Source organism: Rummeliibacillus pycnus, from assembly GCF_002884495.1.
GTDB classification, from domain to species: domain Bacteria; phylum Bacillota; class Bacilli; order Bacillales_A; family Planococcaceae; genus Rummeliibacillus; species Rummeliibacillus pycnus.
Window position 1 is genome coordinate 2,829,617 of sequence record NZ_KZ614145.1, and the last position, 15,542, is coordinate 2,845,158.

Genomic DNA, 15,542 nt, shown 5'->3' on the forward strand with positions numbered 1-15,542 from the left:
ACTATTAGGAATAGTTTGTCAATAAAAACAGCCTACATTTTAAAATCATGTAGGCTGTTTTTGTCTATTTATTTACATTAGAGATTAATTAGCTTTTTGTTCGTGAATTTCTTCGATAAAACCTTCTAATTCTTCTTTAGAGTAATGATATTTTTCTTCACAGAAGTGACAATGCGCCTCTGCCATACCATCTTCATCGATCATATCTTGAATTTCTTTTTCACCAAGACTAAGAATTGCTGCACCAAAGCGTTCTTTAGAACATGTACATTGGAATTTAACAGGCATTGTATCTAAAATTTGAACATTTCCTTTACCCAGAACAGCTTCTAGAATTTCTTCTGGCGTATACCCTTTTTGAATCATTTTAGAGACCGGTTCAATAGTGGCTAAATGTTCTTCAATTTCAGTTATTGTTTCATCATCTACACCAGGTAATACCTGAATAACAAATCCACCTGCTGCAAGAATTGTGTTATCTGTATTAACCAATACACCAAGTCCTACAGATGAAGGCACTTGTTCGGATTTCGCGAAGTAATATGTGAAGTCTTCTGCAATTTCTCCAGAAACGATCGGTACTTGCCCTGTAAAATGATCGCGCATACCAAGGTCTTTCACAACGGTTAATGACCCTTCCATACCGACCGCGCGGCGAACATCTAATTTCCCTTGAGCATTTAAATCAAAATGAACCTGAGGATGTGTTGCATATCCTCGAACCTCGCCTTTTGCGTTTGCACCTACAATTATAGGACCGATTGGACCATTACCATCAATTTTAACAGTAATAGAATCTTCGCCTTTCAGCATTGCTCCCATCATAACAGAAGCTGTCATAGTACGTCCAAGAGCTGCAGAAGCTGTTGGCCATGTATTGTGACGACGTTGTGCTTCTCCTACAGTCTCTGTAGTGCAAACTGCAAATGCCCGAACACTACCATTAAAACCAAGTCCTCTTACTAAATAATCAGCCATTATTTTTCCTCTTTTCTTCATGATTTCTTTTATAAATTAAATTTAATCCTTTTAAAGTTAAAAAAGGGTCGACAATATCGATTACTTTTGATTCTTTTGCAATCATACTAGCTAAACCACCTGTTGCAACAACTAGTGGATCTTCTTTACTTTGTTCACGTATACGCTTTACAATACCTTCCACTTGTCCAACATAACCATAAACAATACCTGCTTGCATTGAAGATACGGTATTTTTACCGATCACACTTTGAGGTCTCGCGATTTCAACTCTTGGAAGTTTAGATGCTTTCGTAAAAAGTGCTTCCATTGAAATTGAAATTCCAGGGGCAATTGCTCCACCCATATAATCACTATTTTCATCAATGTAACAATATGTTGTTGCAGTACCAAAATCAACCACAACAAGTGGTGCTCCATATTCCTGAATAGCCGCAACAGCATTTACAATTCGATCCGCTCCAATTTCTCTTGGATTTTCACATTTAATATTGAGCCCTGTTTTTACACCCGGACCAACAACCACTGGTTCAATCGAAAAATACTTACGGCACATAGTTTCTAGCGCAAACATGATTGGTGGTACTACTGAAGAAATAATAATACCACTTACATCCTCAAAAGATAAAGTTTCATGCATAAACAGCGTTTTAATCTGCATTGCATATTCATCCTCTGTTTTTTGAGGATCCGTCTTCATACGCCAATGATGCTCCAGTCGTTCAGCGTTGTATACCCCTATTGAAATATTTGTATTTCCTACATCCATCACTAAAATCATGAAATTTATCCTCACTTAAATGCAATTTCTTCATGAATCATAACATATTTGCATGAATAAAAAAAAGCTGACCACTTACATAATGCAAGTGGTCAGCTTTTTATATAAAGATTATTTACGATCTTCCTGGATTCCATTGTTTTGTTGTCCACCATTAGAATCTTTAGGCAGATCACTAACTGTTGGATCAGAAGTGCCTAATACATCTACTTTTGTTTCTTGAACAATTTTAGCATCAGTAGATTCAGTTACTTTGTTCCCATTTTCAGTTTTATGATTTTTTTCTCATAAGCTCGTTCTGGAAGTTTACCGTATTTCTCTAAGTGTTCGATTTGTTCTGCATCTAATGTTTCAACTTCGAGAAGAGTTGTAGCAATTAGATTCAAAAGATCGCGGCGTTCTGTCAAAATTTGTCTTGTACGTTCGTATTGTTCTTTTACAATTTGTTGCATTTCTTGGTCAATTTCATAAGCAATTCGATCTGAATAATTTTGTTCAGAGTTCAAATCACGACCTAAGAATACATTACCTCCTTGGCTAGAGCCAAATTGCAATTGTCCAAGTTTTTCACTCATACCATATTCGGTTACCATTGAACGAACAATACTTGTAACACGTTGGAAGTCATTATGAGCACCTGTTGAAACTTCACCAAAGACGATATCTTCGGCTACACGCCCACCAAGTAAACCAGCTACTTTATCTAAAAGCTCCGGTTTTGTCATGAAGTAACGGTCTTCTTTTGGAAGCATAACAGCATAACCACCTGCTTGACCACGAGGGACAATTGTTACTTTATGCACTTTTTCTGCTTCGTCCAATGTTAGCCCGACCACTACGTGACCAGCTTCATGGAACGCAACAATGTTACGTTCTTTTTCAGAAATAACACGACTTGTTTTCGCAACCCCAGCTATAACTCGGTCTGTTGCTTCATCAATATCGCCCATATCAATCTTCTTCTTATTTTCACGAGCTGCCACTAATGCTGCTTCATTTAATAAGTTTTCCAAATCTGCACCAGAGAAACCTGGTGTACGTTGAGCAATTGCCTTTAAGTCAACTGATTCATCTAATGGTTTTTTACGAGCATGAACTTTAAGTACAGCTTCGCGACCTTTTACATCAGGACGACCTACAGTAATTTGGCGGTCAAAACGACCAGGGCGCAATAATGCAGGGTCTAAAATATCTGGTCGGTTTGTTGCAGCGATGATAATAATACCTTCATTGGCACCAAAACCATCCATTTCAACAAGTAACTGGTTCAATGTTTGTTCACGTTCATCATGACCGCCACCTAAACCAGCACCACGTTGACGACCAACTGCATCAATTTCATCAATGAAAATGATACATGGTGCATTTTTCTTAGCATTTTCAAATAAATCACGAACACGAGAAGCACCAACACCGACGAACATTTCAACAAAATCAGAACCACTGATTGAGAAGAAAGGAACGCCAGCTTCACCAGCTACTGCTCGAGCCAATAAAGTTTTACCTGTGCCTGGAGGTCCTACTAATAGGATCCCTTTTGGAATACGAGCACCGATTTCAGCAAACTTTGTATGGTCTTTTAAGAAATCTACAACCTCTACAAGTTCTTGTTTTTCCTCATCGGCACCAGCTACATCTGTAAAACGAACTTTTTTCTTTTGATCGTCGTACAGTTTCGCTTTACTTTTACCAAAGCTCATCATACGATTACCGCCGCCTTGAGCCTGATTCAACAAGAAGAAGAACAGAATGAAGATGACGATAAATGGAATAATTCCAGTAAAGAATTGAATCCATCCACTCGTTTCTGGAGCTTTTAAGAAGTTGATTTTTGAATTACCTTTAGCTGCTGCAGTAATCTTATTCATCAACTCTTGGTCATCGCGAGGTATATTCGTAACGAATGATTCGCCCTTTTTATATCCCTCTATCTTACCTTTTACGACATAGACTAACTGATCTGGTTGAATTTCAGCCTCAGTTATCTTGCCATTCTCTAATGCTGTAATGAACTCGTGATATTGTATCTCTTTCGTAGGTTGGTTCGCATTATTAAACGTCCCAAAGATTCCTATAATCACGAGGAAAATTAATAAATAAAATATGGTGTATCGAAATATTCGATTCATCCCCAGCCTCCTCACAAGATAAACAGAAAAACTATAGTAAATCTTAACATATGAACTTTTGGTCGTACAATGAAAAGCCTCTTATTCAAGATGTTTCCTTATAAAATTGTCAAAATTCAAACATCATTCTTAGAATGAGTAAACGGCTGGCTTTAGAACACCAATATATGGTAAGTTACGATATTTCTCTGCGTAGTCTAAACCATACCCTACTACAAATGCATCCGGAACTTCAAAACCTACATAATCAGCTTGTAGGTCTACTTTACGACCAGATGGTTTGTCTAATAAAGTAACAATTTTAATAGATTTTGCTTTACGGTATTTAAATAGATCAACAAGATAGCTTAAAGTTAAACCACTATCAATAATATCTTCAATGATAACGATATCGCGACCTTCTACACTTGTGTTTAAGTCTTTAACTATTTTTACTTCTCCTGATGAAACAGTTGCATTACCATAACTTGTTACATCCATAAAGTCGATTTCAACATATGAATCGATTCGTTTCATCAAATCAGCCATAAAAGGCATAGCACCTTTAAGTACACCAATTAATAATGGAAATTTATCTTGGTATTCTAATGTTAGAGATTCCCCAAGCTCTTTAATCTTATTTTGTAACTCTTCCTCTGAAATTAATACTTGTTCGATGTCTTTCTGAAGCATCTTTAGTTCCTCCTTGATTGTATATAGACACTACAAAGTTTGTTGATCGACAATAAATATTGTATCATCTGTCAATCGTTTGCTATTAGAAAAATAGCTACTTACACGGAGCCCTGGGACGGCAATGACCTCATTATCATTTGTTACGATAATTGGCCAATCTTCTCTAAGCGCCAATGGAACTTTATCGTCGATAAAAAGACGAGAAATTCGCTTTTGAACATTTGCTCCAAGCAATTGTATGCGATCTCCATCCATTCTGCCACGAATATGTAGTGGTTGAGCAAAACTTGTTGAGTTTACAAAATAGCTTTTAGCTTGAGAAGTGGTGTCTTGTGGAATATCTCCATCTACTCTTCCTATATAAATACGTAAATTATTTGTTAAATTCATCCATTGACCAAATTGTATTGTTTTAGATAGTAACTTAGATGAATCTTCTACTGTATTTATAAGGATTAATTCATCGTATTGACGAATCGCTTTGGCTTTTTTTGGCAAATCAATTGTTGCATTACCAGCTGTTGTTTGTGTCAGTTTTAAAATGGCATTCCAAAGGGTGTAACTTTGTACAATGGTTGTATCTTTATAAAGATATTTTAATAGTAGTAGAATGATTCTTCTTTGTAAAGCAAGTGGTTTATTTTGGAATGCATTTATATTAATTTTCCACAAATCTTTTTGTTTTTCAACTAAAACATCTTCTAAAGCATGTTCAGCTAATGATTGTAATAATTCTTCATCAGCTTGTACTTTTTCTGTATAATGTTGCACCGCTTCCGCTACTTTTGGATTTTCATCTCTCAAAAGAGGGACAACATGATGTCTGAGACGGTTACGTGTGTATGAATCTTTTTGATTTGAGCAATCCTCTCTATACCCCTGGTTGTATGTTTGCAAATATTCTAGTATATCTGTTCTTGTTATAGAAAGAAACGGACGAATCAATTCTCCATTCGCAAATGGACGACGACGCCTAATACCTTGTATTCCAATATCATGCGATCCACGGATTAAATTCATAAGGACACTTTCAACTTGATCGTCAGCGTGATGTGCAACCACTAATTTGGTACTGTTAGATTCTATCATCGCTTGTTCAAAGTAAGCATATCGCTCTCTTCGGCAAACAGCTTGCATATTACCACGTTCAGCTTCTAATATGGATGGGATCGAAATATCAGTGGCATACACTGGAATATTCCGTTCTTTACAGAATGTTTCCACATAATGTCGATCCCCAGTAGCATCCTCCGCACGTAACATATGGTTTACATGTACCGCAGCAACTTTAACACCTAGGTGTTGTTGTTCTCGATGTAAATAATGTAGTAAAGCCATTGAATCAGCTCCAGCAGAACAAGCTATAAGAAGACGATCTCCAGCATGACATAGATCATATTGTTGTATATATTTAAACACTTTTTGTTCGAGTTTTGTCATCTTCTCACCTCATCACTATTTTACCATCCTTTCCCGGGAAATTTCTTGTAAAGTAGGCTTAAATAATGACCAATCTACTGTTTTATGTTGGATTTCAACACAAACGATCGTACAATCGTCAATTGGTTGGTCATCACTACGAAAAGTATTCAAGATTTGTGGACAAATCTCTTGTATTGGGAGATTTCTATGCTGTAATAAACTATTGCGCAGTAACTTTTCCTGTTGATTCCATGGCATATCTTCGAAGAATAGGCCATCTGTACACATGAAAATAATATCTCCTGCCTTTAGATTTCTTTGCTCAGCCTCTACCGAAAATGACGAGAATAAACCAACTGGTTCACTAGCACTTTCTAGCCGTGTAACTTCTCTTCCTCTCACTAAATATGTTGCCATACTTCCCGCCTTCCAAGACCATAGTTTACCGTGTTGCAAATCTATTAAAGCAAAGTCCATTGTTGCATACATTTCTTCCTCTTGTTTTAGTGACATAACATAATGTAATGTATGCATTGCTGTTTCAGGAGACATTTGATGATGCAAGCATTCACGCATAAGACGAATAAGTTTCCTACTTTCTTTATGTGCTCGTTTATTATGTCCCATTCCATCTGATAACATAATAGCAGTTAATCCTGGATTTAGAGAAAATACAGCATGTGAATCTCCTGAATACATCGTATTATTTTTCGAAATGGATAATACATCATATTGCATTGTAAATCTTATAGCAGATTGGAAAGTGATTTGTAGATGGGCATAAGGCTTCGTTTTCTTAATTGTTTGGTGAATTTCAAATGGTTCTTTAAAGACATCCTGTAAAACAGGTAAAATTAATCTTTCTGCAACCATTTGATCTGTTTCCCACTGTGTTTTCTTATATGGAATACAACAAACAATTTTTCTGTTGCCGGATTCATTGGATAAAATATCTATTTGAAAAAAATCAATACCAATTTCATTGAAACGATTTGTTAATTGGTCTTCCTGTTGCTGAAATGACACTGTATCATTTTTCATATCCTTCATAACATGATCTATATGTGTAGACATATCTCTTAATTGTAATGCAATCATTTTCTTACCATGTTGGAACTGACCACTTAGTTGTTGTTTAGATACATATTCAACTAAAGCATTTAAAAACAAAGAAGATCGTACACATTTATTACGAACTTTATCGTCATATTGTAACTTAGATGCATTATGACCAACTGTTTGGGCCATTAACCATTGTTGCATTATCGGTGCCATTTCTTTTTTTCCAGCTCCCCAACATCTTTCAAATTGATAACAACTTTCGCACGGTGACAACGGTCTTGCTTCTATATCGTTTGTTGAAGGTTGTTCCGTCATACCAAATCGATCATTGACAAGTTCCTTCATAAAAACAACAAAATCATTAAAATTAGTTAATTTCATCGTTACCTTTTCTGTAAGCCAACGTTGCCTTTCTAATAATACATCCTCATGATTTGGATACAATTGTCTTTGCCAATAAGCCAACCAACTTTTAGGCATAGTAAGGAAGAGAAGCGTAGCAACACCTAGCGCTACATAATATGTTTGATCAATTGGCAGTGTAGCATCATAGAGAGCAAAAAATGCAGTCGCAATACTACTACCTAGTACAATTCCAAAACGTCCTAACTTTTTGCAAATCCCAGCGCATAAACCTGTTAAAGCATACACAGCAATCATCCCACTAAAGGAAAGATGAGAAAGACTAATAATGGTTCCCATCAAAACCGCAATAGCAGTAGATAAAGTTACCCCCCCTACGTACGCAGACCCTAAAATGATAAACTGTAATGCGATATAGGTAGGTGACAACACATTCCAAACAACGTTATTTGTTGCAGTTAACATTGTTGCCAAAACGATTAAAGCTGCTCCTATTCTTTCTAAGGACCATGAAGCAGTCCATAAAGCTGGCATTGGCAAAAAGAACTGCATTAAAAATAAAGTCATAAAAATGGATAGTATACTTTCATAACCAACATATAATAGAATCATCGTTGGAGGTTCTCCGTGATAAGAAACCATCTGCCAACCAATTTGTGTTAAAAGCACTGAAGTACCTACTAAAATTGCGATTGGCCATTTGCGAATAAATGTTTTCATAAATAGACTAAAGAGAAGCAATTCAATTATATGAATAGCCAATTCACCAATTCCTAATGTAATACTTCCAACAATTCCACCAATAAGGGCCCATATTAAATAATCCCGGTGATTAACCAACACGATGGCCATAATTGGTAAAAAGAATGGAACAATTGCTTCAAAAAGTACGGCTTTTGATAAGAAAAAAGCAGTGAAACATATTGATATAGCAAAGATTACAGGATACTGCTGTTTCAAACTCACATTTACTTTTGGGATTGATAGCTTATTGGGTTGTATGAATGCTTTTCTCATAGTACAAAACCTCCAATATACATTTCTGCTAGTATACCTGGAAAGTTGTGTAAAGTTTGTCTGTTCGTGAAAAGTTTTCTATAAATCGTTCGACGATAAATCGCATAGACCATAAATTTTTAACAAAAATCGCTTGACACACTATAATATTCTCTTGTATTATGTATTATGTTGTTCGGCGGCGTAGCTCAGCTGGCTAGAGCGTACGGTTCATACCCGTGAGGTCGGGGGTTCGATCCCCTCTGCCGCCATATTATTTTGTAGTTGGCCATTGTTTGGGTCACTTGTATTCGGCCCCTTGGTCAAGCGGTTAAGACACCGCCCTTTCACGGCGGTAACACGAGTTCGAATCTCGTAGGGGTCATCAAAAAGAAGCTTTCCTAATGGAAAGCTTCTTTTTTTGTCGATATTTTGCTATAAAATTTTCAATATAAAAGAGACTATTTTATATGTGCTTTCTACACGTATAAAGTAGTCTCTTGAATATCATTAAAACACTTTTTCTACGATTAAAATAGCCAGCAAGTTATCCTCTTCTTGCGCCACGGCCACCACGTTTAGAATCTTGCGCACGCTTTAATGTTGCAAGGCGATCTTCACTATCTTTTAAGAATCGTGCCATTTTTTGTTCGAAGTTTTCTTTTGTTTGACGATGTTCGCCACGATCATTTGAACGATTGTTGTTGTGGCGTGAACGTTGAGGACGTTCTGGTCGTTCTGCTTGAGGTTTTGCTTTACGGATAGATAATCCAATTTTACCGTCAGCTTCAACATTCATTACTTTTACTTCAACCATGTCTCCAACTTTCAAATGCTCGTTAATATCTTTTACATAGTTGTCAGCAACCTCGCTAATATGAACAAGACCTGTTGAGCCATTTGGCAGCTCCACGAATGCTCCAAAATTTGTGATACCTGTTACTTTACCTTGTACCTTGCTGCCTACTTCAATTGACATAAAAAAAATGCTCCTCCTTAAAATTTAAGCGACTTATAAGTCTTATAATCAATTTGTAAATCTTGAGTAATTCTTACTTTAATTATAGCCAACAAAAAAAGAGTGTCAATAAGACTACTCTTTTGAATCTGTTTTTTTCTTATCTTTTTCAGAAGTTTTCGGAATTGAGAAAATAATCTCACCATCCTCAGATAAGAATAAATCCTTACGTGCAAGCTTAGCAATGTAGTCATCATCATTTAATTTAGCAATTTGAATTTTCAAATCTTCTTTTTTCTCTTTTTGCTTTGCTAAATCATGTTTAAGTTCAACTCTTTGCTGTTCCTTTTCAACTAATGTTTGCTTTTGTTTAATTAACATGAAAACAAGGGAACCTGCAATAAGCATAAATACTAGTGTCATACATGTTAGACGTCGATATAAACCAATTTTACGATTACGGTTTACCATTTTTTTATGTGTCTCTATTTTTGTATAATCTGTTGGCATTTGAGTAGTTTTTTTATACGGTTGTTTAGTTTTTAGTGGCATGCTGGTACCCTCCCTTGAGTAAATTTCGTGCGATTAATAAGTATTTACATATCAACCCTATTATACCTAAGTTTTCCCTATTTTTTAAGAGATAACTTTTTGACTTTTTTAGCAACAAAAACAAAAGGATACGTAATGATTCTATAAATTGCAAGACACAATCGGAATATGTGCCGGATCAGACTAGCTATCAAATGGCATATAAACCATATTGGTCGTATTACCAATGAGTCTACAAGTCGTCCTAAAAACCGGAAAAACCTTTGCAAAAATAATTGATAAATACAAAACCCTAATAATTGAGAGAGAAAGTCCACAAAATGCCACTCTCCGTCTCTTACAATCATTAACAATAAAAATGTGCCAATTCCTAATAGAATCCATGTAGATAACTCAAATATGATGTAGCCTTTTCGCCGTAAAGATTTCGGTGGCGCATAATAACTTAATGTTCGTACCAAATCAATACTAGCTGCTCCTATAACACCACTGATAATAAGTGTTGTTATACTAAGGAATTGTTCAGAAACTGTCATCCAAATAATTTATGCAAAATTCCACGCGATAGTCCACTTTCCTCTTCATCATACTGAAGGTTTTTCACAGTACCTTCTAATGTGAGTAAACCTTTATCTACATCTAAATGTACGATCCTTAAATCTTCTCCTCGAATTTGCAAATGCCCTTGAGAGGTGAGTACAAAAAACTCCTCTTGATCAAAGCGTTCAATTGATTTTACAGATGTAACATCCATTCTTTTACGATTACGTACCGTTAGTAAATGATCTCCTGTTGGAATTGTATAAGTGGCATTATCCTGTTGAAATGTCATCTTCTCTTCCCCTCCTTGTCCTGTCTATTAACTATATGCTTGGACATTTCTTAATATGAGAGAAAAAGCAAAATCACTACCAATAATCTTGATAGTGATTTTATAATTCTTTTAGAAATTATTAAATATAGCATTTTCTAATTTCTTAATAGTAGCTATCACAAGGAACATTATTCTTCGTCATCAATAAATTGTGGCTCAACTCTATCTAATTTTTCTTCTTTTAAAATTGTAAATAATTTTGCTGCATCCTCTTTTCGAACAATTTCTTTTAACTCTTCAACACGTACAGTTACTATTTTCTGACCAAAGCGAATCGCTAACTCATCTCCAACTTTAACCGCACTACTTGCTTTTACCACTTTCCCATTAATGGTAATACGACCTTGGTCTGCCACCTCTTTTGCTAAAGTACGGCGTTTAATCAATCGGGAAATCTTCAGGAATTTATCTAATCTCATGTGAGTAACCTCTTTTCTTATCGTTTAGCTTCTTGCCAAAATTGATCTAGTTCTTCAAATGTATAGTTCTTAAAATCTTTACGACCTGCCATTACTTTTTGCTCAACGTAGCCAAATCTCTTAGCAAACTTAGCATTTGCGTGAAGCATTGCATCTTCCGCAGAGATTTTATAAGCACGCGCTAAATTAACAAGAGTAAATAACAAGTCACCAAATTCATCTAGTTTTGTTTCTGGTGTTCCACTTTCGATTTCTTGGCGGAATTCTTGCCATTCTTCTGAAACCTTATCCCAAACACCTTCAATAGTTGGCCAGTCAAAACCTACTTTTGCTGCTCTACGTTGATAATTGTAAGACGTTTGTAGTGAGGAAGTAGCACGGTATTCACCTTTTAATAGTGGTTCAACATTATCATTTTGATGCTCTTTTTTCTTAATTTTTTCCCAATTAACATTAACATCTTCAACACTATTTACCTTCACATCTCCAAAAACATGTGGATGGCGGCGAATCATTTTTCCAGAAATCCCCTCAAGGATATCTTCTAAGTTCCAGTAGCCTGAGTCCTCTGCAATTTGAGCTTGTAAAAACACTTGTAATAATACATCTCCGAGTTCTTCAATCATATGTTCATCATCTTGTTCATCAATGGCCTGTAAGAATTCATGAACTTCTTCTAACATATAACGTTTTAAACTTTCATGTGTTTGTGCACGATCCCAAGGACAGCCTTCTGGGCTACGTAAAGTAGAAATAATACCGCGGAATGTCGACCATTCCCGCAGTGCATCTTGTTTGTCTTTTACAGGGGGAACATAAACTGTCGTTAAGTTATTAATTTTTGTACTATGATCTAATTCGTGAAGCGGCACTGTACGAATATATTCATCTTTTGAACCAGCTGCTGTTACGATTGTTACTGGATAATCTGGATGGTATTTTTCTAATAATGTAAGTTTTACTTCAGAAGCACTAAATTGATCATATACTTGTGCAATCAATAGATGTTTATACATATTCACTTCATGTATAGAAAAGGTAGTACCATTAACCAGTTCAAATCCATCTATTGGGTCAATTCGAAGTGCTCCGAAAATTGCATCAAGGAAGCTTTGACCTCCTTCTATTTTAAGTTGAACCTTTCCTTGCTTCTCTGCTTCAATCAAAAGTTGCACGGTCATTTCTGCCATCAATGGGTGTCCTGGAACAGCATAAATGACATCTTCTGTCTCAATGTATTTTAGTAATGTGGCAACAATTTCTTGATATACAGGTAAAAAATCATGATGTTTTTCGTAGATTGTATCAAAACTTTCAAATTCAATACCTTCTTCTGCTAATTCATCTAGTACTGCATGTTCTTTTGTACGAACACAAATTTTCTTTGCTTGCTTTAATTTACGGTAGACGCCAATAGGAAGCTGTTCAAAATCTCCTGCGCCTAATCCTATCACTGTAAGTTGATACATATTCTTCACCTATTTTGTTTATTTTTTTCGATTGATCCAAAGTTGATAACTAGCCATACGACGGCCTAATGGAAGTAGATACCAATCTCTAACAGATAAAACATTTAACTTTGCTAGTACCGACAAAAATACAAAAGCACCTATTCCTGCTTTTAAAAAGCAAAGAATCAACGCTCGCACGCGCCCTGGTAAGAAAGGGAAGATTATTGAATCTACGAACATTGTAAATAGTACAATAATCGATACCATCGCGAGCGTAGCGAGCGCCGCGCCACTATAAAATTGGAGAGGTGATAACTGGATATTTTTTACTCTTTTAAAGTACCATATTAATCCTATTGCCGTTATAAAAAGGCCTAAATTTCCAGCCCATGCAGCCCCTACAATCCCAAACTTTAAAATAAGTAGTTTATTGAATAGTATTTTAAAAATAATTCCTATAACTAATAACGATGCTGGTGTTTTTAATCGGTCTAACCCTTGTAGCATTGCCGTTAATGTCATAATTAATGATAACCAAACAATTTGAACGACAAATACAGATAACACATTTGATAAATCTGCATTTTCAAAAAGCGCTGTATTAACATTTGGCATAACCAAAACTAATCCTACTGCTGCAGCTATCCCAAATAATAAAGATGTACGATAGGTAAGCTGGATAAATCGATCAGCATTTTTTCCGTTACCCCGTTTTGAAGCATGTGCTACAAGTGGAACAATAGCAAGTGCAAGGGAAGATGCAACGACAAGTCCTACCTGTACTAATGGCTGACCTCTATCATATACCCCTTTCATTTCCATAGCTTCCAATGATGATAATCCCAACTGCTTTAATGCACTATAAATAGTAAATGAATCGACTAACTGAAATACAAGCAATAATAAACTACTCATACTAATGCTAATACTTAATATCATTAGCTTTTTAAGTATTGGCCATTTTGCTAGACTTGTTTTTGAACGGCTACCATATTTTTTTCCACTAAGAGCTGCATACTTCTTCAAATACCCTACTAACAAAAGAATACCCGCAAACTCTCCCACAACGGTTCCTGAAACAGCTATTTCCCCTGCCTTATATAAGTCTTCTGTTGTGGACATGATAATCCACGTACCACCTAAAATAACAGAAACTCTGACAGATTGTTCTACTACTTGTGCATAAGCTACTGGTTTCAAAATACCGGTAGATTGAAATAATCCCTTATCTATAGCTAATAACGGCATACAAAATACAACAAATGCACCTACTTTAAGAAGACCTGTAAGTTTTAAATCCCCCATCCACTGAGCGAAAAATGGCGCTCCAAAATACAAGATGACAAAGCAGATAATTGAAAGAAAAATTAAAAAACGGAATATTATACGTAACATTGCACGTCGCTCATCCCATTGATTGCTTTCATCCAAATCAGCTAGCATTTTGGAGATGGCTACAGCTATACCACTAGATGTCCATGTAACGAATAAAGCTACAAAGGGATATACTTGTTGATAAATATAAAAGCCGTGGTCTCCCACTAGATTTTGAAACGGTACACGGTAAACCATACTTAATACCTTTACAAAAAGAGCTGCTACGGTAAGTAAAGCAACTCCCCTTAAATAAACCTTCATGCCCCATTTTTCGGACATAATATTCCTCTTTCCTTGTAAATTCATATTTCAACACAAAATAATTGTCAACAGTATAGCATATTAATGCTACTCCCTGAAACGTCCCTTATCGATCATAGCTATTTTTGAAAGACAATTCTTCAATTATATCAAGGTATAATTCTCGCTATATTCATTTAACAGGAATATCCACCGATAATTATTATAACAAAAAGGAAAAGAGGGGAATTTTATGAAGGTCGTAAAAATAAATACATTTCATAATACAGCACAGTTCAAACAATCTTTATTTACACAGGAAAGTTATTTACAAGTAGAGAAAAAGCCAAAGAATAAAACTGCTCGTATGATTACAGAAAGAAAAAATGGCTATGTTCGTAAATATCTCTTAAAAGGAAATGGCAAGAAGATTTTAATCTCAGAATTGCAGTTAAATGAACAGCCCTTACTTTCTAAAGGAAAATCTCAAATACCTACTTCAAATACTTCCATGGAGATGTTAGATTATCTCAATATATCTTCTCAATATAGATCAATTTCTCTTAAAAAATAAAGTGAAACTTCCATCCACGGGAAGTTTTATTCATCTGCCTTTATCTCACTTCTCTCCATGTGAAATCTTACTAGAAGTTATAAAACAAAAAGGCCATTCACTATTGATTTTATCAACAGATAAATGGTCTTTTGTCATTAATCTTCCATTTGCTTCGCCAAGAAATGTGCAGCTGTCTCCGCTACTTTCTGCTCTGTATCACCAATAAAATGCATCTTCGATAAGATATAAACAGCTCCTATTGCATCACCTGCAACAACAATCGGTGCTATACAATAGGATTTAATTTGTTCAACTTGACCAGGTACAATTTCTACCGATTTTTCATGTTTTTCAACAATGATGGTGCGTTGTAGAATACAATCTTCTGCGAACGATGAAATTTGACGATGCATATAATCTTTCTTCGATACACCTGCCACGGCAATAATTTCATCTCGATCGCTAATAAGTGCACTAGTTCCTAATGTTTCAAATAATGTATCTACATAGGATAGGGCAAAATCACTTAATTCATTGATAGGAGAATATTTTTTTAATATAATTTCACCTTCACGGTCAGTAAATATTTCTAACGGATCACCTTCACGAATGCGTAAAGTTCTTCGGATTTCTTTTGGGATTACTACACGTCCTAAATCATCGATTCGACGTACAATGCCTGTCGCTTTCATTCGTGTTGCCTCACTTT

General features: G+C 35.6%; 15 protein-coding genes and 2 tRNA genes. 3 read left to right on the plus strand and 14 right to left on the minus strand.

The features are described from left to right. Positions 1–84 precede the first annotated feature (84 nt). From hslO to CEF14_RS13765, 6 genes are all read right to left on the minus strand, one after another. Positions 85–978 carry an Hsp33 family molecular chaperone HslO gene (gene hslO, locus CEF14_RS13740; RefSeq protein ID WP_102693361.1) on the minus strand — a complete coding sequence of 298 codons (894 nt, stop codon included), beginning with the start codon at positions 976–978 and terminating at the stop codon, positions 85–87. Then, positions 971–1,759: a type III pantothenate kinase gene (locus tag CEF14_RS13745; protein ID WP_102693362.1), complete on the minus strand. Its 789-nt coding sequence runs from the start codon at positions 1,757–1,759 to the stop codon at positions 971–973. Before CEF14_RS13745 ends, hslO begins: the two co-directional genes overlap by 8 nt. Before the next feature lie 248 nt (positions 1,760–2,007). Beyond that, positions 2,008–3,888 (minus strand): ATP-dependent zinc metalloprotease FtsH, encoded by a 1,881-nt coding sequence (gene ftsH, locus CEF14_RS13750; RefSeq protein ID WP_102693363.1) that lies wholly within the window; start codon positions 3,886–3,888, stop codon positions 2,008–2,010. A gap of 129 nt (positions 3,889–4,017) precedes the next feature. Then, the gene (gene hpt / locus CEF14_RS13755) at positions 4,018–4,560 is read right to left on the minus strand and encodes a hypoxanthine phosphoribosyltransferase (RefSeq protein ID WP_102693364.1); all 543 of its coding nucleotides are present in this window, start codon (positions 4,558–4,560) and stop codon (positions 4,018–4,020) included. Positions 4,561–4,590: 30 nt separating this feature from the next. Beyond that, entirely contained in the window at positions 4,591–6,003 is a 1,413-nt protein-coding gene (gene tilS / locus CEF14_RS13760) for a tRNA lysidine(34) synthetase TilS (protein ID WP_102693365.1), read from the minus strand. Positions 6,004–6,018: 15 nt separating this feature from the next. Next, complete coding sequence (locus tag CEF14_RS13765) at positions 6,019–8,427, minus strand: SpoIIE family protein phosphatase (RefSeq protein ID WP_102693366.1); 2,409 nt, start codon at positions 8,425–8,427, stop codon at positions 6,019–6,021. Positions 8,428–8,604: 177 nt separating this feature from the next. On the opposite strand from CEF14_RS13765, the gene CEF14_RS13770 reads away from it, so the two are divergent. Further along, positions 8,605–8,678: transfer RNA gene (locus CEF14_RS13770), tRNA-Met, on the plus strand. Positions 8,679–8,719: 41 nt separating this feature from the next. Then, positions 8,720–8,791: transfer RNA gene (locus tag CEF14_RS13775), tRNA-Glu, on the plus strand. A 162-nt stretch (positions 8,792–8,953) separates the two neighbouring features. On the opposite strand, the gene CEF14_RS13780 is transcribed toward CEF14_RS13775, so the two are convergent. From CEF14_RS13780 to CEF14_RS13810, 7 genes are all read right to left on the minus strand, one after another. Then, positions 8,954–9,385 carry a S1 domain-containing RNA-binding protein gene (locus CEF14_RS13780; RefSeq protein ID WP_102693367.1) on the minus strand — a complete coding sequence of 144 codons (432 nt, stop codon included), beginning with the start codon at positions 9,383–9,385 and terminating at the stop codon, positions 8,954–8,956. A 114-nt stretch (positions 9,386–9,499) separates the two neighbouring features. After that, entirely contained in the window at positions 9,500–9,916 is a 417-nt protein-coding gene (locus CEF14_RS13785; protein ID WP_102693368.1) for an FtsB family cell division protein, read from the minus strand. A 77-nt stretch (positions 9,917–9,993) separates the two neighbouring features. After that, complete coding sequence (yabQ, locus tag CEF14_RS19495; RefSeq protein ID WP_102693369.1) at positions 9,994–10,452, minus strand: spore cortex biosynthesis protein YabQ; 459 nt, start codon at positions 10,450–10,452, stop codon at positions 9,994–9,996. Further along, the gene (gene yabP / locus CEF14_RS13795; RefSeq protein ID WP_102693370.1) at positions 10,449–10,748 is read right to left on the minus strand and encodes a sporulation protein YabP; all 300 of its coding nucleotides are present in this window, start codon (positions 10,746–10,748) and stop codon (positions 10,449–10,451) included. Before yabP ends, yabQ begins: the two co-directional genes overlap by 4 nt. Before the next feature lie 170 nt (positions 10,749–10,918). Next, complete coding sequence (locus CEF14_RS13800) at positions 10,919–11,209, minus strand: RNA-binding S4 domain-containing protein (RefSeq protein WP_102693371.1); 291 nt, start codon at positions 11,207–11,209, stop codon at positions 10,919–10,921. A gap of 17 nt (positions 11,210–11,226) precedes the next feature. Next, on the minus strand, positions 11,227–12,678 hold the full coding sequence (yabN, locus tag CEF14_RS13805) for a bifunctional methyltransferase/pyrophosphohydrolase YabN (RefSeq protein ID WP_102693372.1): 1,452 nt from the start codon (positions 12,676–12,678) through the stop codon (positions 11,227–11,229). Positions 12,679–12,696: 18 nt separating this feature from the next. Then, on the minus strand, positions 12,697–14,316 hold the full coding sequence (locus CEF14_RS13810) for a putative polysaccharide biosynthesis protein (RefSeq protein ID WP_102693373.1): 1,620 nt from the start codon (positions 14,314–14,316) through the stop codon (positions 12,697–12,699). A gap of 214 nt (positions 14,317–14,530) precedes the next feature. Between CEF14_RS13810 and CEF14_RS13815 the strand changes: the two genes are divergently transcribed. Beyond that, entirely contained in the window at positions 14,531–14,851 is a 321-nt protein-coding gene (locus CEF14_RS13815) for a hypothetical protein (RefSeq protein ID WP_102693374.1), read from the plus strand. Between the two features lie 137 nt (positions 14,852–14,988). Here the strand turns inward: CEF14_RS13815 and spoVT are convergent, their stop codons facing one another. After that, positions 14,989–15,525, minus strand: coding sequence for a stage V sporulation protein T (gene spoVT / locus CEF14_RS13820; protein WP_102693375.1), 537 nt, complete (start codon positions 15,523–15,525; stop codon positions 14,989–14,991). Positions 15,526–15,542 lie beyond the last annotated feature (17 nt).